This window comes from Roseobacter sp. FCG-D35 (genome assembly GCF_033436665.1).
Classification (GTDB): domain Bacteria; phylum Pseudomonadota; class Alphaproteobacteria; order Rhodobacterales; family Rhodobacteraceae; genus JAWQFO01.
Genome location: NZ_JAWQFO010000010.1, coordinates 90,746 through 116,748, shown reverse-complemented (window position 1 = coordinate 116,748; position 26,003 = coordinate 90,746). Strand labels below are relative to the sequence as shown.

Below are 26,003 nucleotides of genomic sequence, written 5' to 3'. Positions count from 1 at the left end.
AGGGAAACGGTCAGCCTTTTGCGAACTCCGGGTAGGCCTCCATGCCCAGTTCGGCCATGTCGAGACCCATGATCTCTTCCTCTTCGCTGACCCGGATGCCCATGGTCACCTTGAGGATGAACCAGATCACCGCCGAGACCACGAAGACGAAGATGCCGATCGAGATGATGCCGAGAAGCTGCGTCCCGAACGAGGCGCCGTCGGTGTAGAACGGCACCGCGAGCGTGCCCCAGATTCCTGCAAGCAGGTGGACCGGGATCGCGCCGACCACGTCGTCGATCTTGAGCTTGTCGAGCATCGGGACCGTGAAGACCACGATCACGCCGCCGATGGCACCGATCCAGAGCGCACCGAAGAGCGTCGGGTCGAGCGGACCCGCCGTGATCGACACGAGGCCGGCCAGCGCGCCGTTGAGCACCATCGTCAGGTCGACCTTGCCGAAGACCAGCTGCGTCAGGATCAGCGCCGTCACAGCGCCGGCCGCTGCGGCCATGTTGGTATTGGCGAAGATGATCGAGACGTTGTTCGCGCTGCCGTTGGCACCCAGAGCAAGCTCGGAACCGCCGTTGAAGCCGAACCAGCCGAGCCACAGGATGAACGTGCCGAGCGTGGCCAGAGCGAGGTTCGAGCCCTGGATCGGGACGACCTTGCCGTCCTTGGCGTACTTGCCGAGGCGCGGACCGAGGATCAGGGCGCCTGCCAGCGCTGCCCAGCCGCCTGCCGCGTGAACGAGCGTCGAGCCGGCGAAGTCGCTGAAGCCGGCTTCGGACAGCCAGCCGCCGCCCCACTGCCAGGACGCCTCGATCGGGTATATCACGCCGGTCAGAACGACCGTGAAGATCAGGAACGGCCAGAGCTTGATGCGCTCGGCCAGCGTACCCGAGACGATCGAGGCGGTGGTGGCGCAGAACATCAGCTGGAAGAAGAAGTCGGAGGCGACCGAGTAACCGGTCTCGAGATCCGGTTCACCGTTCACCGGATAGGGCGAGAAGAGGTTGCCGAGATAACCCGGGATCGCCCAGCCGTCACCGGGGTACATGATCGAATACCCGATGAACCAGTACATGATGGCGGCGATGGAGAAGAGCGCGATGTTCTTGGTGAGCTGCATCGCCACGTTCTTCGACCGCACGAGGCCTGCTTCGAGCATGGCGAAGCCGGCCGCCATCCACATCACCAGAAAACCGCCGATCAGGAACAGCAGCGTGTTGAGGACAAAGGCGAAATCGGTTGCAGGCTCGGCGGCTTCGGCAGCCTCCGTCGCCTCCTGTGCCAGTCCCAGCGTCGGCAGCGCGATCGCGGCTGCGGCGTAGGGGAGGAGCTTGTGAAACTTCATGATACGTATCCCTGGTTATCGGCGCGGGTTCACAGCGCGTCTTCGTTGGTTTCGCCGGTGCGGACGCGCACGGCGTGATCGACATTCAGAACGAAGATCTTGCCGTCTCCGATCTTGCCGGTGTGGGCGGTCTTGGTGATCGTGTCGACGATCTGGTCGACGGCAGATTCGGCGACGACGATCTCGATCTTGACCTTCGGCACGAAGTTCACCGCGTACTCAGCGCCGCGATAGATTTCCGTGTGCCCGGACTGGGAACCGAACCCCTTGATCTCCGTCACCATCATGCCGCGCACACCGGCAGTGGTCAGCGCTTCGCGGACCTCCTCCAGCTTGAACGGCTTGATTGTCGCAATGATTAGTTTCACCCCGTGTCCCCTTGTTGTGGCAGGTCGTCCTGCGGTCAGCGTGGGTGAACAAGACCGCAGTTGTGTCCGTGGGCGGAAGTTGAGCCGTCGGGTTTGCGACCTTAAAGCGAAGGCGAATGATTGAATTTTAGGCGGTGCGGGAAAAATGCCTGATTTTTGTGCGATCGAGAAAGTCCGAAAGCGGGGTTGACCGTCTCAACAATTCCCGCGAGACCGACTAGACTGCCGAAAACAAGACAGGCCGGGCAGGCATTCATGGGTGATTCATCGAAGGGCAAACGGCCGCTGGTGGCCGACAAGCGCTACGCCAAGCCGGCGTCGCGCAAGTCGAAACGTGCGACCGGTTCGAAGAAATCGGCAAAGACGTCGTCGCGCTGGTTCGGGCGAAAGCCGAAGCGCCAGGCACCGCGCCGCCGCGGCGGCATCCTGGGCTTTTTCAGCGCTGTGGCGCGCTGGATTATGCGCTTTGTCTGGACCACGTTTGTCGTCACCACGATCGTTGTTCTTTTGATGGTCGCGCTGATCGTGGGTTACCACTACACCTCCCTGCCCGACGTGAATGCGCTTCTGGACGGACGCGCGCGCGGGTCGGTCACGATGCTCGACCGCAACGGAGAAGTCTTTGCCTGGCGCGGCGACCAGTTCGGTGGCGTGGTCACGGCCGACAGCGTGTCGCCGCACCTCAAGAATGCCGTTGTCGCCACCGAAGATCGGCGCTTCTACAGGCATTTCGGACTCAGCCCGCGCGGTATCGCCAGCGCAATCCGGATCAACCTCAGCGAAGGCCGTGGTCCGTTGCAGGGACACGGCGGCTCGACCATCACCCAGCAGACCGCCAAGCTGCTCTGCCTCGGCGAACCCTACGACAAGTCCTCGGGCATGACCGAGGCAGAATACGAGGCCGATTGCAGGCGGACCTCGCTGCGCCGGAAGATGAAGGAAGCCGTCTACGCGATGGCGATGGAACTCAAGTACTCCAAGGACGAGATACTCTCGATCTACCTCAACCGGGCCTATATGGGCGGCGGCGCCTACGGGGCCGAGGCCGCGGCGCAGCGCTACTTCGGCAAGCCGGCCGCTGCCGTGGACGCGGCGGAAGGCGCGATGCTGGCCGGTCTGTTGACCGCGCCGTCGACGCTTGCGCCCACGAACAATCTGGACCGGTCTCAGAACCGCGCGGCGGTGGTCATCCGCCTGATGGAAGAGCAGGGCTACCTGACGGCGCAACAGGCGCAGCAGGCCCGCGACAACCCGGCGGTGCTGTCGGAAGCCGCCGAGGCGCAGGCCGGGGGTTACTTTGCCGACTGGCTGATGTCGTCGGGACCGGAGTTCTTCACCCGCAACACCACCGAGGACGTGATCATTTCCAGCACGCTCGACCCGCGCCTGCAGAAGGCGGCCGAAGAGGGTCTGAAGTGGATCTTCGACAACAAGGTGCGCGAGGGCTCGGAGGCGCAGGCCGCGATCGTGGTGATGTCCGCCGACGGTGCGGTCCGTGCGATGGTGGGCGGGCGCAAGACCAAGGTCAGCGGCGCCTTCAATCGCGCCACGCAGGCGCTGCGCCAGACCGGATCGGCCTTCAAGCCGTTCATCTACGCCGCCGCGCTCGATCTCGGGTATTCGCCGCTCGACACGGTCGAGGATGCGCCGTTCTGCATGGACATCCCTGGCTCGGGGCGCTGGTGCCCGGAGAACTACAATCGGAAGTACGCCGGCGTCGTTTCGCTGGAGTATGCCCTTCAGGAGAGCCTGAACATTCCCGCGGTCAAGGTTTCGGAAAGTGTCGGGCGCGATCTGGTGCGACAGGTCGCGAGCGACTTCGGAATCCAGAGCGATCTTTCGGATACGCCGGCAATGGCGCTGGGCACGTCCGAGGTGACGCTGCTCGACATGACCGGGGCCTATGCCGGCATCCTCAACGGTGGTTCCTCGGTGACGCCCTATGGCCTTGTCGAGTTGCGTCTTCAGGGAGAGACCGAGCCGCTCATGGGCACAGGCGGCGGCATCGGCGAGCGCGTGATCCAGGAGGATGCGGCGCTGCAGCTGATCTGGATGATGGAAAAGGTCGTCGCGCAGGGCACCGGCGGCCGTGCGCAATTCGAGGGCCGCGAGCTTGCCGGCAAGACCGGCACGACGCAGGCCGCGCGCGATGCCTGGTTCGTCGGCTTCTCGGCGGATTACGTCGCCGGCGTCTGGATGGGCTATGACGACAACACGCCGCTGACCGGGGTCACCGGCGCGGGTCTTCCCGCCGAGATCTGGCGCGAGGTCATGGTGCGCGTCCATGAAGGCGTGCCGCCCAAGCCGCTGCCGATGCTGCCGCCGCAGGGTGGCGGATCGGTCCGGGACGGCGGGGCCGTTGCGGACTCCGGTGGCGCCAGCGGTGGCGGCGGCGGGGCCGTGCAGGGCCTGATCGAAGGGCTGCTCAACGATATTCTGGGGCGCGGTGGCGGCGGTGGCGGATCGGGCAACCAGGTCCCGCGCGGCGAGGAACGCTGAGCATTGGGGTCAGCCGACGGGCGGCATGACCCGGGCGATCAGGCGCAACAGATCCGCGCGCGTCCCGACCCCGAGCACACCGATTTTCGCGCCGGTGCCGCCTTTCTCGAGCATCAGGGCACAGGCGTCCCGGGCCGCGGGACCGAGCCCACAGATCCGCGCGAAGCCGTCGAGGTCCACCCATGCCGTCCGGTCCGGGTCGATCAGGGTGAGCAGGGCCGCGTTCTCCATGCCCTTACCGGCGATCCCGCGTGTGCGCAGAGGTGTTGCGTCGACGATCCAGGGCGCCGCACCCGAAGGCCGGTCGATCAGGGTTTCGAAGCTCGGCACGTTGCCGCGACCCTCGGCGGTCGCGCAGGCCTCGACAACGGCAGCGTGCAGGCGCGCGGTCAGCAGTGCCGAATGGCAGCGGAAGTTGTGCTCGGGCTGCGCGGCGATCCCGTCGGCCTGCGACAGGATCCGCCGTGCCTCGCGGTTCCGCAGTGCTATGCGCCCGTCCTGGCGAACCAAGATGGCGCCGATGCGCAGATGTCTCAGCGAGTCGAGCCCGGTGCCGTGCCGCGCACCGAGGCTTGAGAGAAGACGCGCCTGCCGGAGCGCCTGCGTCAGGTGCGGCAGAAGCGGGCGCAATGCATCATCGCTTGGCACGGTCTGCCCGGTGCCGAGAAACAGTGCGAGACCTTCGCACCATGCCGGATCGGGGCTGAGCCGCACGCCGATCCGGCGTCCGAACCCCAGCCGCCGGCGCAGATAGCGATAGTCCCGGCGCGCATCGAGGTCCGACGCAGGAATGCCGAAGCGGTCGTCGCGGACGGGTTTGTGCAGGGCGCAGCCCCAAAGATCGCTCCAACCCGGGCGCCGGTCCTTGCCGGGACCGACGGCGAAGTAGATCCCGCGCGCGGATCGCGCAAAGCGATCGAGGCGGGTGTCGAAATGGGGTCTGACGTGGCCGGTGGAGCTGGGCGGGCGGATCAGCAACGCGGCGCCTTTCGCGCCGGTGACCTGCACGATCCGGTCGAGCGCGGACGGCCAGAGCGCCGCGTCTGCGGCGGCTTCGTAGATCAGGCTGATGGCGGTATCTCCGCCGATGTCCAGCATGGTTCGATCCCGCGTCGTGATGAGCGCCGCAACCTTCAATTGCAGGCCGGGCCACTAATGCCCGTTCTACAATAGCGCAATCCGCGTCGCACGCCAAAACGCGTTTGACGTGTGATCTGTGCGCGATCGTCGAAGGTCAGGCGGACGCGCGCAGGTCCGCGATCAGCTGGTCGATGTTCCCGCCGCGACGGTCGAGCATCGCGCCGATCTCGGTGCGCTCTGTCAGAAGCAGGTTCACGCCTTCGATGAACATGTTGAAGAAAAGCGGCCGACCGGACTTGTCCGAGACCAGGAAGGTCACGTCGAAAGGAGCCTCGCCCCGCAGGTACGCGATGCTGCGCACCTCGTAGCCGGGCTTGATCGCCCGTGCGGACTGCACGTCGATACGCCCGCCAATAAATTCGCGGAACCGACGCCCGTACTTGCGCGAGATATAGCCCTGGAACGCTTGGGTGAAAGCGCGCTTCTGCGCCGCGGAGGCGCTGCGACCATCGTTGCCGAGCACGTAGAGCGCCATGATCGGAACGTCGGCGTAACGCACGAAAAGCGCTTCGAAATCCCCGATCATCGCGGCTTCGGACTTGCCCGAGGCGATGACGCGGTTGATCTCGGCGACGATCGAGTTGACGAGATTCACGGCCTGGCTTTCGCTCAGCGCTGCGGCGGGACCGGCGATGCCGGCGCAGGTCAAGGCGGCGGCGGAGGTTGCCAGGAATTGTCTGCGGTTCTGACTACTGGAGAAGGTCATAGGGGTCCTCGTAGGGGGCGGGGAGGGCAGTGCCTTGGGCCGGGGCCTGTGCGGCGGCGGGCGCCGCGGTTTCGGCACCGGGTGCGGCGGCGACCTGTCCGGCCGCTGCATCCGCATAGGGATCCGCGTAGGGGTTCGCATAGGGGTCGGTATACGGGTCCGCCGCGTTCGCGAGGCCGGTCCCGATTCCGAAGCGGGAGCTTTGCAGGTAGATGAGCCGCGTCTGCGCGTAGCTGTCGGCGCTTTCGTACAGCACCGAATCGATGGTATCGCCGAACTTGGCGCGGTTGTTGACCCCGGCCAGCGCCTGGGTCGCGATCGGGTAGCCGCGCTGGGGGAAGTCGAGACCCGCGGTCGCCGGGTTGGTGTTGGTGAAGAAGTCGATCACGCGCCCTGCGGAATCGCGCACGGTGCTCGGCCCGATGAACGGAACTTCGATGTAGGCACCTTCCGGTACGCCCCAGACCGCGAGGGTTTCGCCGAAATCGGTGTCGGGCTTGGGGATGTTGAACTCCGAGGCGCCGTCGAAGATCCCGCCGAAGCCAATGGTCGAGTTGAACGCGAAGCGGAAGGTCGCGATGCTGGCGTCGGCGAAATTGCCCTGCAAGAGGCTGTTCACCGCGACGCCCGGCGTCTGCAGGTTGTCGGAAAAGTTGTTCACCGAGTTGCGCACGCCCAGCGGCAAAACCGCCGCGTAGCCGTTGGCCACCGGGCGGAAGAAGTTGCGGTCGAAGGATTTGTTGAACTCGTGGACGCGGCGGTTGCGCGCCTCGTAAGGGTCGTAGATGCCATCCGCATTCCGCGAGACCTGTTCGCCTCCGGCGCAGGCGCCAAGCAGCAGGACGCTGACAAGAAGGGCCGGGCGCGCGAAAGCCGAAGCTGGTCTGAGGGTAAGAGACAATGGAAATATCCCGTTAATCTGACTATGGCTTACCTAGGTCCATTCCGCTGCCATTCCCAGTGCGCAGTGCAGCGAAATCGATGTTGTGATCGTTCAGCGACAGCGCTGGACCGGGTTCTGATTGACATATGTTGGCGGGCCGCGCATTGACCTATGGTTTTGCGAAGCGGCGACAGGCGAAAAGGTGCCCATGGACAGCGCATATGTAAAGGCCGGCCGGCAGGAACTGAAGGCGGTGCGCGCGCGCAGCCGCGGGCTTTACTGGACGGTCGCACTCTTCAGCCTGTTTGCCAACCTGCTGATGCTCACCGGCCCGCTCTACATGCTGCAGATCTACGACCGGGTCCTGGGGTCGGGATCGGAAGAGACGCTGATCGCGCTCTCCATCCTCGTGGTCTTCATGTACGGCATCATGGGCGTGCTCGACTACACGCGCGGACGCATCATGGCCCGGGTCGGCGCACGCTTTCAGGCCGATCTCGACCGGCGTGTCTTCGACGCAGTGGTGCGCAAGTCCGCGGTGGCGCCGGATCTGAAGACCCAGACCGGGCTTTCCGATCTCGAGGCTGTTCAGCGCCTGATGACCTCGCCGGTCCTGATGGCCGGGTTCGACATGCCCTGGACGCCGGTGTTTTTCGCCGGGATCTTCATCTTCCACCCCTGGCTCGGCATCCTCGCCGTGACCGGCGCCGCGGTGCTGGTGCTGATTGCGCTGGCCAACCAGATGCTGTCGCGCCAGCCGCAGGCCGACGCGACCGTGGCCGGTCACCGGGCCGGGCTGATGGCCGAGCAGATCCGCACCGAGGCCGAGATGGTGCAGTCGATGGGTATGCGCGACGCCGCCTTCACACGCTGGCAGTCGGCGCGGGGCGATGCGCTCGACCAGCAGGTGCGCGCCACCGATGTCGGCGGCACCTTCACCTCGCTGACCAAGACGCTGCGCCTGTTCCTGCAATCGGCGATGCTGGGTCTGGGGGCCTATCTCGTGCTGCAGAACCAGATGACGGCCGGCGCGATGATCGCAGGGTCGATCCTTCTGGGCCGGGCACTGGCCCCGATCGAGATGGCGCTGAACCAATGGCCGGTCGTGCAGCGCGGCATGAAGGGCTGGCAGAACCTGTGCGAGCTGCTGGGCGCCGTGCCGCCCGAGTCCGCGCGGACGCAGCTGCCGAAGCCGCGCGCGCGGCTTGTCACGCGCGCGCTGACCGTGGTGCCGCCGGGCGAGAAGCAGGCAGCACTGAAATCGGTGAACTTCGAGGTCGAGCCGGGGCAGGCCGTCGGCGTCATCGGCCCGTCCGGAGCCGGAAAGTCGACGCTTGCGCGGGCACTCACGGGTGTCTGGGCTCCTGCTGGCGGTTCGATCCGGCTCGATGCCGCGGCGCTCGACCAATACGATGCCGCCGTGCTGGGGCGTCATATCGGCTACCTGCCGCAGCGCGTGCAGCTGTTCGACGGCACCATCGCCGAGAACATCGCCCGGCTCGACAGCCATCCCGATGATGCCAAGGTGGTCGCGGCGGCGAAGATGGCGGCGGCGCACGAGATGATCCTCGAACTGCCACGCGGATACGATACGCCGATCGCGGCCGGGCAAGTGCGCCTGTCGGGCGGCCAGATGCAGCGCATCGGTCTAGCCCGTGCGCTTTACGACGACCCGGTCATCGTGGTGCTGGACGAGCCGAACTCGAACCTCGACAATGTCGGATCGCAGGCTCTGAACCAGGCGATCCGGTCGCTCAAGGCGGAAGGCCGCTCGGTTCTGATCATGGCGCACCGCCCGGCGGCGATCCAGGAATGCGACACGCTGCTGGTGCTCGATAGCGGGGTTCGCATGGCCTTCGGTCCCAAGGACGAGGTGCTGGCCGGCGTGGTGAAGAACTACAAGGAAATTCTTCAGGCCCCGGCGAACGCGGGAGGTGTGGCATGAGCGACAAAAGGCGCTGGAGCGCGAAAACGCCGGTCATCTTCGGGTTCGTCGCCCTGATCACGCTGGTCGGAGGATTCGGAAGCTGGGCCGCGCTGACCGAGATCGCCGGGGCGATCGTCGCCTCGGGCCGGGTCGAGGTGGACCGCAACCGGCAGGTCGTGCAGCACCAGACCGGTGGTACGGTGGCGGAAATCCTCGTCGACGAGGGCGATACCGTGGCCGCCGGCGATCTGCTGATCCAACTCGACGACGCACAGCTCGGATCGCAGCTGATGATCATCGAGGGCGAGCTTTACGAGCTGATGGCCCGCCGCGGCCGGCTCGAGGCCGAACGCGACGAGGTCGACCGCATCGAGTTCGACCCGCTGCTGGTCGAGGCTGGCGAACAATTGCCGGACGTGCGCGAGCTGATGCAGGGACAAGAGAACCTCTTCGAGGCGCGGCGCGCGTCGATCCAGCAGGAAATCGACCAGCTCGGCAAACGCAGCGCCCAGATCCAGAGCCAGATCTCCGGCGTCGAAGCCCAGCAGGAGGCGATCGGCCAGCAGCTCGAGCTGATCGGGCAGGAGCTCGAGAACCAGCAGAACCTGCTCGAACGCGGGCTGGCGCAGGCCAGCACGGTGCTGGCGCTGCAACGCCAGTCGTCGCAACTCAACGGGACGATGGGCGAACTGATCGCCAGCAAGGCGCAGTCAGAGGGCCGCATCACCGAGATCGACATCGAGCGCATCAAACTTGGCACCTCAGCGCGCGAGCAGGCCATCAGCCAGCTCCGCGACCTGCGCTACCGGGAGCTGGAGCTGAACGAACAGCGCCGCGCCACGCTGACCGAGATCGAGCGGCTCGAGATCCGGGCGCCGGTCTCGGGCGTGATCTACGGGATGACGGTGCGGACCCCGCGTTCGGTCATCCGTGCGGCCGAGCCGCTGATGTACCTCGTTCCGCAGGACCGTCCGCTGATCATCGCGGCGCGGGTGGAACTCATCCACATCGACGAACTCGTCGCCGGGCAGGAAGTCACGTTGCGCCTGTCCGCGCTCGACCAGCGCACGACACCGGAGCTTTACGGCGTCGTCGAACAGATCTCGGCGGATGCCTTCGAGGACGAGGCCACGGGGCAAAGCTATTACCGCGCCGAGATCTCGCTGAACTCCGGCGAGATGAAGAAGCTGCCCGAGGGCACGGTGCTGATCCCGGGCATGCCGGTCGAGGCCTATATCCGTACGGGCGACCGGGCGCCGATTGCCTATCTGGTGAAGCCTTTCACCGACTACTTCTCGCGCGCCTTCCGCGAAACCTGAGCCGACCCCTTCCGGCCGCGCGCCATCCCGGATAGCGTCGCGCCAGCGGCGCCCGGCCGCGACGATCAGAAGGATTCGCCCCATGAGCATCACCGACCGCCTCGCCGAGCTTGGCGTGACACTCGGCAGCCCCGCAGCCCCCGCCGCCAACTACGTGCCTTTCGTGAAATCCGGCGCCACGCTCTACGTTTCGGGCCAGATCTCGAACGGTCCCGACGGGATGGTCAAGGGCAAGCTGGGTGCCGACATGGATGTGGCGGCAGGCGCGGATGCCGCGCGGCTTTGCGCGATCAGCCTGCTTGAACAGGTCAAGGCGGCCTGCGACGGCGACATCGAGAGGCTGAAACGGGTCGTGAAACTGACCGGCTTCGTCAACTCGACCGCCGATTTCACCGACCAGCCCAAGGTCATCAACGGGGCCTCCGACTTCCTCGTCGAGGCGCTGGGCGATGCCGGACGACATGCACGCTCGGCCGTCTCCGCGGCGTCCTTGCCGCTCGGGGTCGCGGTCGAGATCGAAGGCATCTTCGAGATCGAATGACACCCGCCCTGCCCGAAGCCTTCCTGCGCCTGCCGGTCGCGCACCGCGCCCTTCACGATGTCCGCGACGGGCGGCCCGAGAACAGCCGCGCCGCGGTCCGGGCGGCCATCGCGGCCGGCTACGGCATCGAGATCGACGTCCAGCTCAGCGCGGATGGCCAGGCGATGGTGTTTCACGACTACGCGCTCGATCGGCTTGCAAACGGCGCGGGGCCGGTGCGCAGCCTCGATGCGGCGGCTCTGGGCGACATCGCCCTGAAAGGGGGGGACGAGGGCATTCCGACGCTTTCCGAAATCCTCGGGCTTGTCGCGGGCGAGGTGCCGCTGGTCATCGAGATCAAGGACCAGGACGGTGCGATGGGCCCCGACGTCGGGCCGCTGGAGCGGGACGTGGCGCAGGCCATTGCCGGGTATGACGGTCCGCTGGCGGTCATGTCCTTCAACCCCCATTCTGTGGCGCTTCTGGCCGAGCTTGCACCGGACGTGCCGCGCGGCCTCGTGACCAGCGCCTACCGGCCCGAGGACTGGCCTCTGCCGGAAGCGACCTGCGACCGTCTGCGCGAGATCCCGGATTACGACTGTGTCGGGGCCTGCTTCATCAGCCACGAACGCGGCGATCTCGGCCGGGCGCGGGTCACGGAGTTGAAGGAGGCCGGAGCGGCGGTGCTGTGCTGGACCGTCCGGTCGCCCGCAGAAGAGGCACAGGCGCGCCGGGTGGCGGCAAACGTCACTTTCGAGGGCTACCTTCCGCCCCTGCCGGGTTGAAGCCCGACCGTTCAGGCACAAGTAGGGTGCTGACGGGCAGGAGCGCGCAGTGCAGGAACAGGAAGTCGAAATCCGGGTCGTCCCGAGCCTGAGAGAGATCGCGGCGGAGGATTGGGACGGCTGCGCCTGTCCGGAAACCGCCGACGGGGGCCGACCCTACGATCCCTTCACGACGCATCGCTTCCTAAGCGCGCTGGAGGACAGCGGATCGGTCGGGGCCGGGACCGGCTGGCAGCCTCAGTATCTTGCCGCGCGCATTGACGGCACGCTCATCGGCGTCGCGCCGATGTACGTCAAGTCGCACAGCCAGGGCGAATACATCTTCGACCACAACTGGGCGCATGCCTACGAGCGCGCCGGCGGGCGCTACTATCCCAAGCTGCAGATCGCCGTGCCGCATACCCCGGCCACGGGGCGGCGCTTCCTCGTGCGGCCGGGGTTCGAGGAGGCCGGAACGGCGGCTCTTGCGCAAGGCGCCGTGCAATTGGCGCGCAACAACAAGGTCTCGTCGTTGCACGTGACATTCTGCACGACCGAGGAATCCGCGCGCGGCGAGGACATCGGGCTGCTGGTGCGCAAGTCGCAGCAGTACCATTGGCAGAACCGGGACTATCACGACTTCGCCGACTTTCTTGCCGGTCTGAGCTCGCGAAAGCGCAAGAACATCCGCAAGGAACGCGCCCAGGCGCAGGACTTCGGCGGCGCGATCCACACATTCACGGGCGATGATCTTCGGTCCGAGCACTGGGAGGCGTTCTGGCGCTTTTACCAGGATACCGGCGCGCGCAAGTGGGGCACGCCCTACCTGACGCGCCGCTTCTTCGATCTCGCCCAGGAGCGGCTGCGCGAGGACATCGCGCTGGTGCTTGCCGAACGGAACGGGCGCTGGGTTGCGGGCGCGATGAACCTCGTCGGGCGCGAGACGCTCTTCGGGCGCTACTGGGGGTGCGTCGAGCATCACCCCTGCCTGCATTTCGAACTGTGCTACTATCAGGCCATGGACCTGGCCATCGCCCTGGGGCTCGACCGGGTCGAGGCCGGGGCGCAGGGTGATCACAAGCTGGCGCGCGGATACCTGCCGACACCGACATGGTCGCTGCATTGGTTCAACGATCCCGGTTTCGCCGACGCCATCGCGCGCTACCTCGAGGCCGAGCGCGGCGCGGTGGACGAGGAAATCGAGGTGCTGACCGAATACGGGCCTTTCAGGCGCGACCGGATGGAGGAACAGCAATGACCGAGAAACTGAGCGAAGAGACACGCGGGCCGCTGCTGGAGCCGCTGTTCAAGTCCGGCTGGGAGATGGCCGAGGACCGGGACGCGATCAGGAAGACGTTCGTCTTCGAGGATTTCGTGCAGGCGTTTTCGTGGATGACCAGTGTCGCGATCTGGGCCGAGAAATGGGACCATCACCCCGAGTGGGAGAACGTCTACAAGACCGTCAAGGTCGTGCTCACGACCCATGACGTCGATGGGCTGAGCGCGCAGGACGCCAAGCTGGCGCGGAAGATGGATGGCCTGGCCGCCGCTTTGAACTGACCGGAAAATGAGGCATTTTCCGGCCAAAATTCTTGCCAAGAATTTTGCCCCTGCCTGACGGCCGGGACGGCGCAAGTGCCGTTACATCGACGCCAGCAAGGCCTCGCCGCCCGAGACATCGCAGGTGCCGGGGCTTTCCTCGGCCTGGAACAGCGAGACCTTGCCGTCCTCGACCAGCATCGCATACCGCTTCGAACGGCCCATCAGGCCGGCCGGGGGCGCGTCGAAATCCATCCCGATCGCCTTGGTGAATTCGCCCTGCGCGTCGGCGAGCATGGTGATCCCGGCGCCGGTGGCACCGGTCGCCTCGCCCCAGGCCTTCATCACGAAGGGATCGTTGACCGACACGCAGATGATCTCGTCGACCTGCTTTTCATCGAATTGCGCCTTGGTGCGCACGAAGCTCGGCACATGCGCCGAATGGCAGGTCGGCGTGTAGGCGCCGGGTACCGCGAAGATCACCACCTTGCGGCCCTTGGTCTTGTCCGTCATCGACACCTGTTCGGGCCCTTCGGCACCGAGTTGCACAAGGGTCGCGTCGGGAAGCTGGTCGCCCGTGGATATGCTCATGTCATCGGCCTTTCGGTGAAGATTGCGATTGTCCTCCGGCGAGGTATAGGCTCTGCCGTCAGACGGGACCAGAAAAAACGGGGGAGCGGGATGCAGCATGTGATCGTGATCGGGGCCGGGCAGGCCGGGGCCTCCTGCGTGGCCAAGCTGCGCAACGGCGGGTTCGCGGGACAGATCACGCTGATCGGCGCCGAGCCGGTGCCGCCCTATCAGCGACCGCCGCTGAGCAAGGCCTACCTGCTGGGCGAGATGGAGGTCGAACGGCTCTACCTGCGCCCGGAATCCTTTTATGCCGAGAACGACATTGCGTTGCGCCTCGGCCAGCAGGTCCACTCCATCGACACTGCGTCCCGGACGGTGAGCGTGGGCGGCGAAACCCTCGAATACTCCGATCTCGTGTTCGCCACCGGCTCCGAGCCGCGCCGGTTGCCTGCGGCGATCGGCGGCGACCTCGCCGGCGTCTTTACCGTGCGCGATCTGTCGGACGTCGACCGCATGGCGCCGCGGTTCGAGGCCGGGGCGAAGGTGCTGATCGTGGGCGGCGGCTACATCGGGCTCGAGGCGGCGGCGGTCGCGGCGATGCGCGGTCTGGAGGTCACGTTGGTCGAGATGGCCGACCGCATCCTGCAACGTGTCGCGGCACCCGAGACCAGCGACTATTTCCGCAAACTGCACGGCGATCACGGCGTCAGGATCCTCGAAGGTGTCGGGCTCGATCAGCTGATCGGTGAGGGGGCCGTGTCAGGCGCGGTGCTGAGCGACGGTACCGAAGTGGCTGTCGATTTCGTCGTGGTCGGTGTCGGGATCGCACCCGCGACGTCATTGGCCGAGGCGGCGGGTCTCGAGATCGACAACGGCATCCGGGTCGACGCGCAGGGGCGCACTTCGGTGCCTAACGTCTGGGCGGCGGGCGACTGTAGCTCGTTCCCGTTCCGCGGCGCCCGTATCCGGCTTGAATCGGTGCCCAATGCCATCGACCAGGCCGAGGTCGTGGCCGAGAACATCATGGGCGCGGAAAAGGACTATGTGGCCGCCCCCTGGTTCTGGTCGGATCAATACGACGTCAAGCTGCAGATCGCAGGGCTGAACACCGGCTACGACCGGGTCGTGACCCGTCCCGGCGAGGGGCGTGCCGTGTCCTTCTGGTACTACAGCGACGGTGCGCTGGTCGCTGTCGATGCAATGAACGACGCGCGGGGCTACATGATCGGCAAGCGGTTGATAGAGATGGGAAAGACGCCTGATCCGGATGTCGTTGCGGATCCCGAGGCCAACCTCAAGCCGCTGCTCAAGGCGTGAGGATCGTCGCAGGACGCTTTCGCTCGGTGCCGCTGGCATCGGTCGGAAAGGGAGACCGCGGGGCGCATCTGCGACCCACGGCGGACCGGGTGCGCGAGAGCCTGTTCAATCTGCTCGGCAATCGTGGAGCGGTCGAGGGCGCGCGGGTGCTCGACCTCTTCGCCGGGACCGGCGCGCTGGGGCTCGAGGCGATCTCGCGTGGCGCGCGCGAAGCGGTCTTTGTCGATGACGGGCGGGTGGCGCAAAAACTGATCCGCGAAAACATCGCGCGGCTTGGCGTCACGGATTGCGCCCGACTGTTGCGCCGCGACGCCACGCGCCTCGGCGCTTGCGACGGGGACGGGTTCGATCTGGTGTTTCTCGATCCGCCCTACGGCAAGGGGCTGGGGGAGAAGGCACTCGCCTCTGCCGCAAGCGGGGGGTGGCTGGCGCCAGGCGGCCTCGTGGTGTGGGAGGAAAACGCCGAAATGTCAGCGCCGGATGGCTTCGAGGCCGTTGACCGACGGCGATATGGCGACACGCATGTCACGCTTCTTTTGACCGATCCCGCCTGACGTGGCAGAGTTCGCGCATGATCGCCGCGCTCTCATCCCGGATGATGCAGGGGTTCTCCGCACCGGAGACCCGCGCCGACGTCGACCGGCCATGCAGACGCACCGCAGGCCCGGTCTTTATCGGCGATGCCGTGCTGCCGGTCCACGGCGGCACGCTGCTGATGGCGCTTCTGCGGGCCGAGGCCGAAAGGGATCGCGACGGGACAATGCCCGACGACCGCGGGACGCGGTGAGCCTGTAAGACCCTCGTTTCGGGCAATAATCTCTCTATAGTTGCATGATTTCGAAGGAAACACGCAAAAGTGTTTACCCGCGCGCCACGACGCGCTAGCGATAGGCCTGCCGAACTTAAAAACCGCAGCCGCCGCGCAGATCGTGGCGCCGCGTGCGAGGTTCGGCGCGGCGAAGATGTCGCTCCACGGCCTGCACGCCGCGGTGCGGCCAGCCGGGCTGCCGCCCTCCTTGCGGGAGGGGCCAGGGGGGCGGAAGGGATCGGGTCGGCGCTGGGGAGCGTCGGCCCGGTCCCTCGCGCGGACCCGCCCGGCCGCGCGGGATGCGCGGGAAGTGGCGCACGGCCCCAGGGTCATCTGATCGCGTGCTTTACGGCGTTGGCCCTGCTGACTAGGCTTGAGGCGGTGGTCGGACCTGCGGGTCGCGGCCTCAATGTTCATGAATCGGTACAAGAGGATGTGTCGAATGAAACTCAAGATGACAGGCGTCGCTTTCGCGGCTCTGGCGATCGTTCAGGCCTGCGGACCCGCGCCCACGCCCGAAGCACAAGCCGCACGGCAGCACGAGATCGCCTGCGTCAGCGGCACGGTCGGCGGATCGCTTCTGGGCGGGGCCATCGGCAATGCCTTCGGCGGCGGTTCCGGGCAGGACATCCTGCGTGCGGCCGGTGCCGGCGCGGGTGCCGTTGCGGGTAGCAGATATTCCTGCTGAGGGAGGATGATCGGATGAAGATCGGAACAACCATCGCAATTGCGCTTGCGGTTGCCGCGGCGCCAGCCGTCGCCCAGACGTTCAGCGAAGCGGATTTGCAGAAGCTCGACAAGGATGGTGACGGGCGTGTCTCGCGCGCCGAGTACCAGGAATTCGCCAACTTCGCCTTCGGGTCGATGGATGCGAACCGCGACGGTTCGCTCACACCGGCCGAAATGGAGGCACATCTGGCGAACGACCTGATCTCCGAACTGGATGCCGATTCCAGCGGAACCGTCAGCACCTCAGAGTTCGGTCAACACATGGCGGACAATTTCGCCGGCGCCGACCGCGACGCGGACGGCTTTCTTGACTGATCCGGTGCGGCCGCCACGCGCGGCCGTCAATAGGTCGGATGAAAGGTTCCGGCGGGCGAGAGCGTGAAGATCTCGCATCCGTCCGCCGTGACCCCGACCGAATGCTCGAACTGGGCCGACAGGGACTTGTCGCGGGTGACGGCCGTCCAGTCGTCGGACAGGGTCTTGGTCTCGGGCCGGCCGAGGTTCACCATCGGCTCGATGGTGAAGAACATGCCTTCCTCGAGAACAGCCCCGGTGCCCGGTCGCCCGTAATGCAGCACGTTGGGCGGGGCGTGGAAGACGCGACCCAGTCCGTGACCGCAGAAATCGCGCACGACCGACATCCGGTGGCTTTCCACGAAGCTCTGAATTGCGTGGCCGATATCCCCGAAGGTGTTTCCGGGGCGCACCGCCTCGATGCCGCGCATCAGCGCGTCATGGGTGACCTCGATCAGCCGTTCCGCCTTGCGGGGCAGCTTTCCGGCCACGTACATCCGCGACGTGTCGCCGTACCAGCCGTCGACGATGACGGTGACGTCGATATTGAGGATGTCGCCGTCCTTGAGGGTCTTGTCGCCCGGAATGCCGTGGCAGACCACATGGTTGACCGAGATGCAGGTGGCGTGCTGGTAGCCCTTGTAGCCGATGGTGGCGGACTTCGCGCCGGCATCCTCGACCTTTTGCGTGATGATCCGGTCGATCTCGCCCGTGGTCTGGCCCGGAAAGACATGCGCGGCGATCTCGTCGAGCAGGCGCGCGGCAAGCGCCCCCGCCGCATGCATGCCAGCGAAGTCGGATCGTTCGTAAATTCGGATGCCGTCCTTGGTATGACGGCCACGCAGGTTCTCGTTCACGCGCATCTCCGTGTCTCCTACCCGCTGTGTAGCGCGGACGCCGCGAAAGGGCCAGTGCCGTGCGGGTCCACGACGTCGAGGCGCCGGGCAAGGGTGATGGAAGTCGGGGATATATCGGTACCGATGCAGAGTGTTTCAACACCGGCGACGCGGGCGGCCGCGCAGGCGGCGGCATAGGCCGGATCGATGTCCGCGGCAACCGCAAACCGCCCGCAATCCGTGCGCTGTACGAGGTAGACAAGCACCGCCCGGTGACCGGCAGCGGCGACCTTTGCCAGCTCGGCAAGATGCTTTGTCCCGCGTGCAGTGACGCTGTCGGGAAACTCGGCGAGCCCGGGTTCGCGGCACAGCGTGACGCTTTTCACTTCCACATAGGCGTCGGGCAGTCCCGGCGCGGCAAGCAGGAAATCGACCCGGCTGTTCGTGCCGTATTTCACCTCCGGGCGGACGGTGTCATAGGCTGACAGTTCGGCGATCTCGCGGGCCTCGAGTGCTGTGCGCAGCGCCCGGTTCGGCAAGGCCGTGTCGACACCGGTAAAGTGTCCGTTCTCGTGATCGACGAGGCGCCAACCGTAGCGCAGCTTCTTTCGCGGGTCTTCATTGGGCTCCAGCCAGATCTTTGTCCCTGGGTCCGCGAGACCCATCATCGAGCCGGGATTGGCGCAATGCGCGGTCACCTCGCGCCCGTCCTCGAATCGGCAATCCGCGAGGAAACGCTTGTAGCGCCGGATCAGCCGGGCCGGGACAAGTTGGGTTTGAAAGCGCATGGGGGCGGCCCTATACCAATGCAGGCAAGACATTCAAGGAGCCCGCCGATGCCTAACCCCACGGCCGCCATGCTGGTTATCGGCGACGAAATCCTGTCGGGGCGCACGCGGGACGCCAACATGCATCATCTTGCCGGGCGGCTGACGGAAGCCGGCATCGACCTGCGCGAGGTGCGTGTCGTCAGTGACGATGCTGCGGCGATCGTTGCCGCGGTCCGCGCGCTGTCGGACGCCTTCGATCACGTCTTCACCTCCGGCGGGATCGGTCCCACCCATGACGACATCACCGCCGACGCCATCGCCGAGGCGTTCGGCGTGGCAATCGACATACGCGAGGATGCCCGGGCGCTGATGGCGGCCCACTATGAGAAATCCGGTCTGGAGTTCAACGCCGCGCGCCTGCGCATGGCGCGCATCCCCGACGGTGCTGCCCTGATCGAGAACCCGGTCTCGGTCGCGCCGGGCTTCAGCCTGCGCAACGTGCATGTCATGGCCGGCGTGCCCGCGATATTCGAGGCGATGGTGCAAAGCGTGCTGCCGACGCTCACCGGCGGCGCGCCGCTGATTTCGGAGACCCTGCGCATCGACCGGGGCGAGGGCGATATCGCAGGACCGCTGGCCGAACTTGCGCGCGCCTATCCCGATCTCAGCATGGGCTCCTACCCGTTCCAGCGCGACGGCAAGTACGGGGCGAACGTTGTGATCCGCGGGCAGGACGGCGCGATGGTGCGAGAGGCCCTGGCCCGGCTCGGCGAAGTGTTCGCGCGGTGAGCCTGCAGATCGCCGATCTTTATGCGACGACCGAGGCCACCTGGCCCCCGGCGCGGGCCTGGCGCGCTGGACCCTGGATGCTGCGCGACGGGCAAGGCGGCGGCAAGCGGGTCTCGGCTGCGACCGCCGAGGCGGAGTTTTCCGATGCCGATATTCCCGAGGCCGAGGCCGCCATGCGCCGGATGGGCGAGGTGCCGCTTTTCATGATCCGGGCCGGCGAGGCGGCGCTCGACGCGATGCTCGAGGCGCGCGGCTATTCCGTCATCGACCCGGTCAACGTCTACGTGGCCCCGATCAGCGCGCTGACCACCGAGCCGATCCCGCGCGTGACCACCTTCTGCATCTGGGAACCCTTGGCGATTATGCTCGAGATCTGGGCCCAGGGCGCTATCGGTCCGGCGCGCATCGCGGTGATGGCCCGCGCGCGCACGCGAACCGGCATCCTTGCGCGCTGGAACGAGAAGCCCGCAGGTGTCGCCTTCGCCGCCGTCGCTAATCGTATCTGCATGGTGCACGCCGTCGAGGTGCTGCCGCACCAGCGCAAGCAGGGCGTCGCGCGCTGGATCATGCGCCAGGCTGCCTTCTGGGGCGCCTCCCAGGGCGCCGAGACCCTCGCAGTGCTCTGCACGCGGGCCAACACGGGCGCCAACGCGCTCTATTCGTCTCTGGGCTTCACCGTCGCGGGACAGTACCATTATCGCGTTAGCCAAGACTGAAGGAGGCCGCGCATGGTCGACGAACATCCGCCCACCGCGCTCGACCTCCCGATGGTCGACCCGCTGCCCGAGGCCACGCAGAAATACTTCGACATCTGCGTCGAAAAACTGGGCATGGTGCCGAACGTGCTGAGGGCCTACGCCTTCGACATCGACAAGCTCGATGCCTTTACCGCGATGTACAACAACCTGATGCTGGCGCCCTCCGGGCTCAGCAAGCTCGAGCGCGAGATGATCGCGGTCGTCGTCTCGGCGATCAACCGGTGCTTCTACTGTCTCGTCGCGCATGGTGCCGCGGTGCGCGCGCTCTCGGGCGATCCGAAGCTGGGTGAGATGCTGGTGATGAACTACCGCGTCGCCCCGCTCGATCCACGCCAGCGCGCGATGCTCGATTTCGCCGCGCGGATCACCGAAAGCAGCGCCGCGGTTTCGGAGGCCGACCGGCAGGCGCTGCGCGACGCGGGCTTTTCGGACCGCGACATCTGGGACATCGCCAACGTCGCGGGTTTCTTCAACATGACCAACCGCGTGGCCAGCGCCACCGCCATGCGTCCCAACGACGACTACCACGCGCAGGCGCGATGAGCGTGCGCGCCGCCGCGCTGGCGGTTCTACTGGTGCAGGCGCTGCCCGCCGCAGCGCTCGAGCCGGACCTGCCGCAGGGTGCGCGCCTCACGGTGGAACGCGCCAGCCCGCTCGATGTCCATGCCGCACCCGTCGGGATTTTCGCCGATGCTCAGGTTCCGATGCGGCGGATCGAGGGCACTGTGCTGCGTCGCGCCTGGCGTATCCCCGGCGGACGCACCGCGCCGCTGCAGATTGCCGCGCGCCTGCGCGAACAGTACGAGGCCGCGGGCTATGCGGTTGTTCTCGACTGCGCGAGCCGCGCTTGCGGCGGCTTCGACTTCCGGTTCGCAATCGAGGTTCTGCCGGGCCCGAACATGTACGTCGACCTGCGCGATTATCACGCGGTGACCGCGATCCGGGGGGCGGCGGCATCCCCCGACGCGGTGGTTTCGATCCTCGCCAGCCGGGCGGAGGCCGCGACCTACCTGCAGGTGATCGAGGCCGAGAGCGGCTCTGCCCCCCAGCCGGCGCCGGCCCCGGTCGTCCCGAATACGGTGCAGAACGTGCCGGAAGAGGCGGGCGAGACCGATGCGCTCGCAAGAGTCCTGCTGCGCGACGGGCATGTCGTGCTCTCGGATCTCGATTTCCCCTCCGGCCGCGCCCAGCTCGGCACCGGCCCCTTCGCTTCGCTCGCCGCACTGGCGCAGGTGCTGCAGGACCGCCCCGGTCTGCGCATCGCCCTGGTCGGCCACACCGACAGCACCGGTTCGCTTGCCGCCAACATCGGGCTCTCGCGCGATCGCGCCCGCGCGGTGCGCCAGCGCCTCGTCGAGGCGCACGGCGCCGATCCGGACCTGCTTGAGGCCGAGGGCATGGGATACCTTGCCCCCCGTGCCTCGAACCTCACGCCGGACGGGCGCGAGGCCAATCGCCGGGTCGAGGCGATCGTCCTGTCGCAGTGACCGCGCAGGCCTCTCTCTGGTTGGAAAATATTCCGGGGGAGTCGCGCAGCGCGCGACGGGGGCAGCGCCCCCGCCCCGGTCGGGTTCAGAGCAGGCCGGCGTGTGCCATGCCATCCCGGACCAAAGCCTTGGTTTCGTCCGACAGGCAGGTCAGCGGCAGCCGCACCTCCTCCGAGCAGAGCCCCAGCAGCGACATTGCGTACTTGACGCCGACCAGTCCCGGCTCGGTGAAGATGGCGCGGTGCAGCGGCATCAGCCGGTCCTGGATCTCCAGCGCCTTGGCATAGTCGTTCGCCGCGCAGGCCGCCTGCATCTGCGACGAAAGCTTCGGCGCAACGTTGGCGGTGACCGAGATGCACCCCACCCCGCCTTGCGCGTTGAACCCGTGCGCGGTGGCGTCCTCGCCGGACAGCTGCACGAAGTCGGGTCCACAGGAAATCCGCTGCCAGCTGACCCGGGCCAGGTCCCCGGTCGCGTCCTTCACGCCGACGATCCGCGGCAGTTTCGCCAACTCGCCCATCGTCGCGGGAAGCATGTCGATGACCGAGCGCGGCGGGATGTTGTAGATGACGATCGGCAGGTCGCAGCAATCGTGTAGCGCCGTGTAATGCGCGACGAGGCCGCGTTGGGTCGGCTTGTTGTAATAGGGCGTCACCACCAGCGCGGCGTCCGCGCCCACTTTCTCGGCATGGCGCATCAGGCGGATCGCCTCGACGGTGTTGTTCGACCCGGCCCCGGCGATCACCGGCACGCGCCCGCCGACCGCCTTCACGACCTCTTCCACCACGATCTCGTGCTCGCGGTGCGTCAGCGTCGGGCTCTCGCCGGTGGTGCCGACCGGAACGATGCCGCTCGAGCCTTCGGCGATGTGCCAGTCCACGAGTTTCTTGAGCGTGTCCAGATCCAGTTCGCCGTTCCGGAACGGCGTGACGAGGGCAGGCATCGAGCCTTTGAACATGTTCACGCTCCTTTGTATTATGGCCGGCAAAAGGCCTGGTGGGTGCCACACGCCTGTCCCGATCGTGATTTAACTTCACGGTAACGGCGCGCTAAGTATCAGAGGCCTTAGCCCTCAACCCGAGTGAATTGCAAGTGACGAGACAGCTTCTCTGGACCCTTCTCTGCGTTTTCCTCACCGCCCTTCCGGCCAGCGCCCAGCGGCCCCGGCCCCTGGGCTGGGCGATGGAGGCGATGCGGTCCGGAAACTGGGACAGTGCCGCCAGGATCGCGGCCCGCGACGGCGAAGTGGCCGCCGATGTCATCGAATGGATCCGCCTGCGCTCGGGCGGCGGGACCGCGCAGGACGTGATGGACTTTCTCGACCGCCGCCCGGACTGGCCCGGCGAAAGCTACCTGCGCAGCAAGGCGAGCGACGCGATGGCCTCGGCACCCGATGCCGAAATCATCACCTTCTACGAGGCCCAGCGGCCCAGCACGCCTGACAACCTGCTGACCTACGCGGCGGCGCTGCGCCGGGCCGGGCGCTCCGGCGATGCGGATGCCGAGATCGTGCTGGGCTGGCGCACGTTGCCGATGGCCAGCACCACGCACAAGCTGTTCCTGACCGAGTTTCCGGACCTGCTGAAACCGCATCACGTCGCCCGCCTCGACGAGATGCTCTGGACCGGGAACCCCGAGAATGCGACGCGCATGTTCGACCTCGTGCCGGATGGGCATGCCCGGCTGGCCAAGGCACGGATCGCGCTGCAGAAACGCGCGCCGGGTGTCGACACGCTGATCGCGGCGGTGCCTGCAAGCCTCGCCGACGACGCCGGCCTGCAATACGACCGGTTCACCTGGCGGATCCGGGCCGGGCGCTACGACGACGCCAAGGCGCTGCTGCACGAACGCTCGGTGAGCCGCGACGCGCTGGGACGGCCCGAGAAATGGTCGAACCGGCGGCGCTCGATGGCCCGTGACGAGATGCGCGACGGCGACCCGGTGCGCGCCTACGAACTCGCCGCGCGCCACTTTCTGACCGAAGGCTCGGATTACGCCGACCTCGAATGGCTGGCCGGATACATCGCGCTGACCAAGCTCAAAGAGCCGAAGACGGCGCTCGCCCATTTCCGCAACCACGACGCGGCCGTGGCCTCGCCGATCTCCAAGGGGCGCGCCGGCTACTGGCGCGGGCGCGCGCTCGAGGCGCTGGGCGACGCCGCCGCAGCGGACCAGGCCTATGCCGAGGGCGCCCAGCACCAGACCTCGTTCTACGGGCTGCTGGCCGCCGAACGCGCCGGACTGCCCTTTGACACGAAGGCTGCGACCGAGGAACCGTCGGGCAGCTGGACCACCGCGCGCTTTGCCGACAACCCGGTCTTCGAGGCCGGGCTTTTGCTGCGCGCTTCGGGCGAGACCGCGCTGGCCGAACGCTTCTGGACGCATCTCGCCGAAAGCCTCGACGAGAGCGACGCCGCGATCCTCGCACAGATCGCCATCGACGCGGGCGATTCGCACCTCGCTCTCATGATCGCCAAGCGCGTGGCACAGCGCGGTCTCGTGATCCCGCTGGCCTATTTTCCGGTCGACGCGGTCGCCAGGGCGCGGCTACCGATGGCGCCCGAGATGGTGCTGTCCATCGCCCGGCGCGAAAGCGAGTTCGATCCGCGCGTACAAAGTTCGGTGGGCGCGCGCGGGCTGATGCAGATCATGCCGGCGACGGGCCGCGAGGTGGCGCAGCGTCTCGGACGTGGGCGCGCGCACTCGACCGAGCGCCTGATCTCGGATCCGGCCTACAACGCCGAACTCGGCGCGACCTATCTTGCGATGCTGGCGCGGCGCTTCGACGGCAACGTGGTGATGATGTCGGCCGGCTACAACGCGGGACCCGGACGGCCCGACCGCTGGATGCGCGAGTTCGGCGACCCCCGGCGCGGCGGGATCGATGTCGTCGACTGGATCGAACACATCCCGTTCCGCGAGACCCAGAACTACGTCATGCGCGTGACCGAGAGCCTGCCGAGCTATCGCGCGCGGCTCGGGAAAGAGGCATTGCCAGTGCCGTTCTCGGAGGAACTGACCGGCTCAACCCTTCGTGCGTTCGCGCCACAGGGTGAATAGCCCCGCCGAAACGATGATCGCCACGCCGAGCGCCACGTTCGGCGCGATGGTTTCGCCGAAGACCGCGATGCCGATCAGCGATGCGAAGACCAGCTGGAAATAGGCAAAGGGCTGCACGGCGCTGGCCTCGGCCACCTCGTAGCAGCGGATCAGCAGCCAGTGCCCGGAGGCCCCGGTGATGCAGAGTGCGACCATCCAACCCCAGTCGGTTGCGGTCATCGGTTCCCAGAAGAACAGCCCCACCGCCGTCATCGCGATGGCACCGGTGGTGCCGGTCCAGAAGAAGCTGGTGGCGGTGCTGTCGCGCCGCGCGACGTAGCGGGTGAGGAGACCGTAAAGCGCGAACATCAGCGAAGCGATCAGCGGGATCACCGCCGCAGGCTCGAAAACGCCGAAACCGGGCCGCAGGATGATCATCACGCCGACGAATCCCGCGGCGATGGCCGACCAGCGCCGCCAGCCGACCCGCTCGCCGAGGATCGGTCCCGACAGCGCCGCGACCAGGAGCGGGTAGCAGGCAAAGACCGCGTGGCTTTCGACGAGGCCGAGCAGGGTGAACCCGGCCACCATGACGCAGATCTCGGCCGCCAGCAGGAATCCGCGGAACCCCTGCACCACCGGCTGGCTGGTGCGCGCGGCGGCGCGCAGTCCGCCGGCCTTTCGGGCCGCGACGCTGATCACGAAAGCGGCGAAGAACCAGTAGCGGATCATCACCACCATGTAGACGTTGTACTCGCCCGCAAGATGACGCGAAATGCCGTCCTGAACGGCAAAGACCACCGTCGTCAGCAGCATCAGCGCGACGCCGAGGCGGATGTTGTTGCTCTGCGCCGGGCGCAGCGCGCCGGTATGGGTCATTCGGGAAGGACTCCGCGGGTCATGTGCCGTTTCCGGCCATAGCCCGGCGCCCGGGTGATGTCGAATCCTGCCGCTTCGAGGCCGCGCCGAACGGCTCCGGCAGCGGTGTAGGTCGCGCAGGTGCCGCCCGGCGCGGTGTGGCGCGCGACCTCGGCCATCAGTTCGGGCGACCACAGCTCGGGGTTTTTGGCCGGCGCGAAACCGTCGAGATACCACGCATCCGCAACACCCTCCCAGGACGGCAGGGTTTTGCGCGCATCGCCTACCAACAGTTCCAGCACCATGCCGTCGCCAAGCTCGTAGCGCCCCGTGTCCGGCGTCCAGACACGCAGTAGCGCCGGCGCGACCTTTGCCATTTCCGGAAAGGCCGAGAGAGCGCGATCCATGTCGCGCCCGTGCATCGGAAAGGCTTCGAAGCTGGTGTAGGTCAGCCGCCCCGGCGCGCCCGCGCCGCGCCATGCCAGAAGCGTCGTCAGGCAGTTCAGCCCGGTGCCGAAGCCAAGTTCGGCAATGCGGAACCCGCCCCGGAGCCGCCCCGGCAACCCGTTGCCGTTGAGAAAGACGTGGCGCGTTTCCGCCAGGCCGTTCTCGAGGCTGAAATAGGGATCGTCGAAGCGTTCCGAGACCGGAACGCCACTGTCCTTCCATGCCACATCTGCCGTCTGGTTCGGCACCCTGCGCACCTGTAGACTGGGGAATACGGTCGGGACAGTGGGACAGCGC

At 66.8% G+C, this 26,003-nt stretch carries 28 protein-coding genes; 17 read left to right on the top strand and 11 right to left on the bottom strand.

Going from position 1 to position 26,003, the window contains the following annotated elements; translation table 11 throughout:
• Positions 1-10: 10 nt before the first annotated feature.
• Together amtB and R5H30_RS19435 are read right to left on the bottom strand one after the other, a co-directional pair.
• The gene (gene amtB, locus R5H30_RS19440) at positions 11-1,336 is read right to left on the bottom strand and encodes an ammonium transporter AmtB (RefSeq protein WP_318330305.1); all 1,326 of its coding nucleotides are present in this window, start codon (positions 1,334-1,336) and stop codon (positions 11-13) included.
• Positions 1,337-1,365: 29 nt separating this feature from the next.
• Entirely contained in the window at positions 1,366-1,704 is a 339-nt protein-coding gene (locus tag R5H30_RS19435; protein ID WP_318330304.1) for a P-II family nitrogen regulator, read from the bottom strand.
• Positions 1,705-1,959: 255 nt separating this feature from the next.
• On the opposite strand from R5H30_RS19435, the gene R5H30_RS19430 reads away from it, so the two are divergent.
• Positions 1,960-4,203 (top strand): transglycosylase domain-containing protein, encoded by a 2,244-nt coding sequence (locus R5H30_RS19430; RefSeq protein ID WP_318330303.1) that lies wholly within the window; start codon positions 1,960-1,962, stop codon positions 4,201-4,203.
• A 9-nt stretch (positions 4,204-4,212) separates the two neighbouring features.
• Here R5H30_RS19430 and R5H30_RS19425 read toward each other — a convergent pair whose 3' ends face one another.
• The 3 genes from R5H30_RS19425 to R5H30_RS19415 form a co-directional block, all read right to left on the bottom strand.
• Entirely contained in the window at positions 4,213-5,301 is a 1,089-nt protein-coding gene (locus R5H30_RS19425; protein WP_318330302.1) for a hypothetical protein, read from the bottom strand.
• 136 nt (positions 5,302-5,437) lie between these two features.
• Positions 5,438-6,049 (bottom strand): MlaC/ttg2D family ABC transporter substrate-binding protein, encoded by a 612-nt coding sequence (locus R5H30_RS19420; protein ID WP_318330301.1) that lies wholly within the window; start codon positions 6,047-6,049, stop codon positions 5,438-5,440.
• Complete coding sequence (locus R5H30_RS19415) at positions 6,033-6,950, bottom strand: MlaA family lipoprotein (RefSeq protein ID WP_318330299.1); 918 nt, start codon at positions 6,948-6,950, stop codon at positions 6,033-6,035. The genes R5H30_RS19420 and R5H30_RS19415 overlap by 17 nt, the downstream gene beginning before the upstream one ends.
• A gap of 190 nt (positions 6,951-7,140) precedes the next feature.
• Here R5H30_RS19415 and R5H30_RS19410 point away from each other — a divergent pair, with 190 nt between their 5' ends.
• The 6 genes from R5H30_RS19410 to R5H30_RS19385 all read left to right on the top strand — a co-directional run bounded on the left by R5H30_RS19410 (position 7,141) and on the right by R5H30_RS19385 (position 13,022).
• Positions 7,141-8,877, top strand: coding sequence for a type I secretion system permease/ATPase (locus R5H30_RS19410; protein ID WP_318330297.1), 1,737 nt, complete (start codon positions 7,141-7,143; stop codon positions 8,875-8,877).
• The gene (locus R5H30_RS19405; RefSeq protein WP_318330295.1) at positions 8,874-10,178 is read left to right on the top strand and encodes an HlyD family type I secretion periplasmic adaptor subunit; all 1,305 of its coding nucleotides are present in this window, start codon (positions 8,874-8,876) and stop codon (positions 10,176-10,178) included. Before R5H30_RS19410 ends, R5H30_RS19405 begins: the two co-directional genes overlap by 4 nt.
• Before the next feature lie 82 nt (positions 10,179-10,260).
• A complete protein-coding gene (locus R5H30_RS19400; protein ID WP_318330294.1) occupies positions 10,261-10,719 on the top strand; it encodes a RidA family protein in 459 nt (152 codons plus the stop codon).
• A complete protein-coding gene (locus tag R5H30_RS19395) occupies positions 10,716-11,483 on the top strand; it encodes a glycerophosphodiester phosphodiesterase family protein (protein WP_318330293.1) in 768 nt (255 codons plus the stop codon). Before R5H30_RS19400 ends, R5H30_RS19395 begins: the two co-directional genes overlap by 4 nt.
• A 49-nt stretch (positions 11,484-11,532) precedes the next feature.
• Complete coding sequence (locus tag R5H30_RS19390; protein ID WP_318330292.1) at positions 11,533-12,720, top strand: GNAT family N-acetyltransferase; 1,188 nt, start codon at positions 11,533-11,535, stop codon at positions 12,718-12,720.
• The gene (locus tag R5H30_RS19385; protein ID WP_318330291.1) at positions 12,717-13,022 is read left to right on the top strand and encodes a 4a-hydroxytetrahydrobiopterin dehydratase; all 306 of its coding nucleotides are present in this window, start codon (positions 12,717-12,719) and stop codon (positions 13,020-13,022) included. Before R5H30_RS19390 ends, R5H30_RS19385 begins: the two co-directional genes overlap by 4 nt.
• 81 nt (positions 13,023-13,103) lie before the next feature.
• On the opposite strand, the gene R5H30_RS19380 is transcribed toward R5H30_RS19385, so the two are convergent.
• Complete coding sequence (locus tag R5H30_RS19380; protein WP_318330290.1) at positions 13,104-13,592, bottom strand: peroxiredoxin; 489 nt, start codon at positions 13,590-13,592, stop codon at positions 13,104-13,106.
• Positions 13,593-13,682: 90 nt separating this feature from the next.
• Between R5H30_RS19380 and R5H30_RS19375 the strand changes: the two genes are divergently transcribed.
• From R5H30_RS19375 to R5H30_RS19355, 5 genes are all read left to right on the top strand, one after another.
• Positions 13,683-14,891, top strand: coding sequence for an NAD(P)/FAD-dependent oxidoreductase (locus tag R5H30_RS19375; RefSeq protein WP_318330289.1), 1,209 nt, complete (start codon positions 13,683-13,685; stop codon positions 14,889-14,891).
• Positions 14,888-15,445, top strand: coding sequence for a 16S rRNA (guanine(966)-N(2))-methyltransferase RsmD (gene rsmD / locus R5H30_RS19370; RefSeq protein WP_318330288.1), 558 nt, complete (start codon positions 14,888-14,890; stop codon positions 15,443-15,445). The genes R5H30_RS19375 and rsmD overlap by 4 nt, the downstream gene beginning before the upstream one ends.
• A gap of 17 nt (positions 15,446-15,462) precedes the next feature.
• Positions 15,463-15,678, top strand: coding sequence for a hypothetical protein (locus tag R5H30_RS19365; protein WP_318330287.1), 216 nt, complete (start codon positions 15,463-15,465; stop codon positions 15,676-15,678).
• Positions 15,679-16,141: 463 nt separating this feature from the next.
• On the top strand, positions 16,142-16,387 hold the full coding sequence (locus tag R5H30_RS19360; protein ID WP_318330286.1) for a hypothetical protein: 246 nt from the start codon (positions 16,142-16,144) through the stop codon (positions 16,385-16,387).
• Between the two features lie 14 nt (positions 16,388-16,401).
• The gene (locus R5H30_RS19355; RefSeq protein WP_318330285.1) at positions 16,402-16,743 is read left to right on the top strand and encodes an EF-hand domain-containing protein; all 342 of its coding nucleotides are present in this window, start codon (positions 16,402-16,404) and stop codon (positions 16,741-16,743) included.
• Between the two features lie 26 nt (positions 16,744-16,769).
• On the opposite strand, the gene map is transcribed toward R5H30_RS19355, so the two are convergent.
• Together map and sfsA are read right to left on the bottom strand one after the other, a co-directional pair.
• Entirely contained in the window at positions 16,770-17,585 is an 816-nt protein-coding gene (gene map, locus R5H30_RS19350; protein ID WP_318330284.1) for a type I methionyl aminopeptidase, read from the bottom strand.
• Positions 17,586-17,596: 11 nt separating this feature from the next.
• A complete protein-coding gene (gene sfsA, locus R5H30_RS19345) occupies positions 17,597-18,346 on the bottom strand; it encodes a DNA/RNA nuclease SfsA (RefSeq protein WP_318330283.1) in 750 nt (249 codons plus the stop codon).
• A 48-nt stretch (positions 18,347-18,394) separates the two neighbouring features.
• Between sfsA and R5H30_RS19340 the strand changes: the two genes are divergently transcribed.
• The 4 genes from R5H30_RS19340 to R5H30_RS19325 are packed head-to-tail and all read left to right on the top strand — an operon-like array spanning position 18,395 to position 21,362.
• Positions 18,395-19,117, top strand: a complete 723-nt coding sequence (locus R5H30_RS19340) for a competence/damage-inducible protein A (RefSeq protein WP_318330282.1) — start codon at positions 18,395-18,397, stop codon at positions 19,115-19,117.
• Positions 19,114-19,833 (top strand): GNAT family N-acetyltransferase, encoded by a 720-nt coding sequence (locus R5H30_RS19335; RefSeq protein WP_318330281.1) that lies wholly within the window; start codon positions 19,114-19,116, stop codon positions 19,831-19,833. Before R5H30_RS19340 ends, R5H30_RS19335 begins: the two co-directional genes overlap by 4 nt.
• Positions 19,834-19,845: 12 nt before the next feature.
• Positions 19,846-20,418 (top strand): peroxidase-related enzyme, encoded by a 573-nt coding sequence (locus tag R5H30_RS19330; RefSeq protein ID WP_318330280.1) that lies wholly within the window; start codon positions 19,846-19,848, stop codon positions 20,416-20,418.
• Positions 20,415-21,362, top strand: coding sequence for an OmpA family protein (locus R5H30_RS19325; RefSeq protein WP_318330279.1), 948 nt, complete (start codon positions 20,415-20,417; stop codon positions 21,360-21,362). The genes R5H30_RS19330 and R5H30_RS19325 overlap by 4 nt, the downstream gene beginning before the upstream one ends.
• An 85-nt stretch (positions 21,363-21,447) precedes the next feature.
• On the opposite strand, the gene dapA is transcribed toward R5H30_RS19325, so the two are convergent.
• Positions 21,448-22,320, bottom strand: a complete 873-nt coding sequence (dapA, locus tag R5H30_RS19320; RefSeq protein ID WP_318330278.1) for a 4-hydroxy-tetrahydrodipicolinate synthase — start codon at positions 22,318-22,320, stop codon at positions 21,448-21,450.
• Positions 22,321-22,454: 134 nt separating this feature from the next.
• Here dapA and R5H30_RS19315 point away from each other — a divergent pair, with 134 nt between their 5' ends.
• A complete protein-coding gene (locus R5H30_RS19315; RefSeq protein WP_318330277.1) occupies positions 22,455-24,422 on the top strand; it encodes a lytic transglycosylase domain-containing protein in 1,968 nt (655 codons plus the stop codon).
• Here the strand turns inward: R5H30_RS19315 and R5H30_RS19310 are convergent.
• Both R5H30_RS19310 and mnmC2 read right to left on the bottom strand, forming a co-directional pair.
• Positions 24,387-25,280 (bottom strand): DMT family transporter, encoded by an 894-nt coding sequence (locus R5H30_RS19310; protein WP_318330276.1) that lies wholly within the window; start codon positions 25,278-25,280, stop codon positions 24,387-24,389. The two genes, R5H30_RS19315 and R5H30_RS19310, sit on opposite strands and share 36 nt — an antisense overlap.
• Positions 25,277-25,954: a tRNA (5-methylaminomethyl-2-thiouridine)(34)-methyltransferase MnmC2 gene (gene mnmC2 / locus R5H30_RS19305; RefSeq protein ID WP_318330275.1), complete on the bottom strand. Its 678-nt coding sequence runs from the start codon at positions 25,952-25,954 to the stop codon at positions 25,277-25,279. The genes R5H30_RS19310 and mnmC2 overlap by 4 nt, the downstream gene beginning before the upstream one ends.
• Positions 25,955-26,003 lie beyond the last annotated feature (49 nt).

Coding starts and splice junctions, on each gene's coding strand:
- R5H30_RS19385 (WP_318330291.1), top strand. CDS start 12,717: ATGACCGAGAAACTGAGCGAAGAGACACGCGGGCCGCTGCTGGAGCCG.
- R5H30_RS19325 (WP_318330279.1), top strand. CDS start 20,415: ATGAGCGTGCGCGCCGCCGCGCTGGCGGTTCTACTGGTGCAGGCGCTG.
- sfsA (WP_318330283.1), bottom strand. CDS start 18,346: ATGCGCTTTCAAACCCAACTTGTCCCGGCCCGGCTGATCCGGCGCTAC.
- R5H30_RS19340 (WP_318330282.1), top strand. CDS start 18,395: ATGCCTAACCCCACGGCCGCCATGCTGGTTATCGGCGACGAAATCCTG.
- R5H30_RS19310 (WP_318330276.1), bottom strand. CDS start 25,280: ATGACCCATACCGGCGCGCTGCGCCCGGCGCAGAGCAACAACATCCGC.
- R5H30_RS19395 (WP_318330293.1), top strand. CDS start 10,716: ATGACACCCGCCCTGCCCGAAGCCTTCCTGCGCCTGCCGGTCGCGCAC.
- R5H30_RS19410 (WP_318330297.1), top strand. CDS start 7,141: ATGGACAGCGCATATGTAAAGGCCGGCCGGCAGGAACTGAAGGCGGTG.
- R5H30_RS19425 (WP_318330302.1), bottom strand. CDS start 5,301: ATGCTGGACATCGGCGGAGATACCGCCATCAGCCTGATCTACGAAGCC.
- R5H30_RS19405 (WP_318330295.1), top strand. CDS start 8,874: ATGAGCGACAAAAGGCGCTGGAGCGCGAAAACGCCGGTCATCTTCGGG.
- dapA (WP_318330278.1), bottom strand. CDS start 22,320: ATGTTCAAAGGCTCGATGCCTGCCCTCGTCACGCCGTTCCGGAACGGC.
- R5H30_RS19400 (WP_318330294.1), top strand. CDS start 10,261: ATGAGCATCACCGACCGCCTCGCCGAGCTTGGCGTGACACTCGGCAGC.
- R5H30_RS19430 (WP_318330303.1), top strand. CDS start 1,960: ATGGGTGATTCATCGAAGGGCAAACGGCCGCTGGTGGCCGACAAGCGC.
- R5H30_RS19360 (WP_318330286.1), top strand. CDS start 16,142: ATGAAACTCAAGATGACAGGCGTCGCTTTCGCGGCTCTGGCGATCGTT.
- R5H30_RS19380 (WP_318330290.1), bottom strand. CDS start 13,592: ATGAGCATATCCACGGGCGACCAGCTTCCCGACGCGACCCTTGTGCAA.
- R5H30_RS19375 (WP_318330289.1), top strand. CDS start 13,683: ATGCAGCATGTGATCGTGATCGGGGCCGGGCAGGCCGGGGCCTCCTGC.
- R5H30_RS19330 (WP_318330280.1), top strand. CDS start 19,846: ATGGTCGACGAACATCCGCCCACCGCGCTCGACCTCCCGATGGTCGAC.
- R5H30_RS19355 (WP_318330285.1), top strand. CDS start 16,402: ATGAAGATCGGAACAACCATCGCAATTGCGCTTGCGGTTGCCGCGGCG.
- amtB (WP_318330305.1), bottom strand. CDS start 1,336: ATGAAGTTTCACAAGCTCCTCCCCTACGCCGCAGCCGCGATCGCGCTG.
- R5H30_RS19420 (WP_318330301.1), bottom strand. CDS start 6,049: ATGACCTTCTCCAGTAGTCAGAACCGCAGACAATTCCTGGCAACCTCC.
- map (WP_318330284.1), bottom strand. CDS start 17,585: ATGCGCGTGAACGAGAACCTGCGTGGCCGTCATACCAAGGACGGCATC.
- R5H30_RS19365 (WP_318330287.1), top strand. CDS start 15,463: ATGATCGCCGCGCTCTCATCCCGGATGATGCAGGGGTTCTCCGCACCG.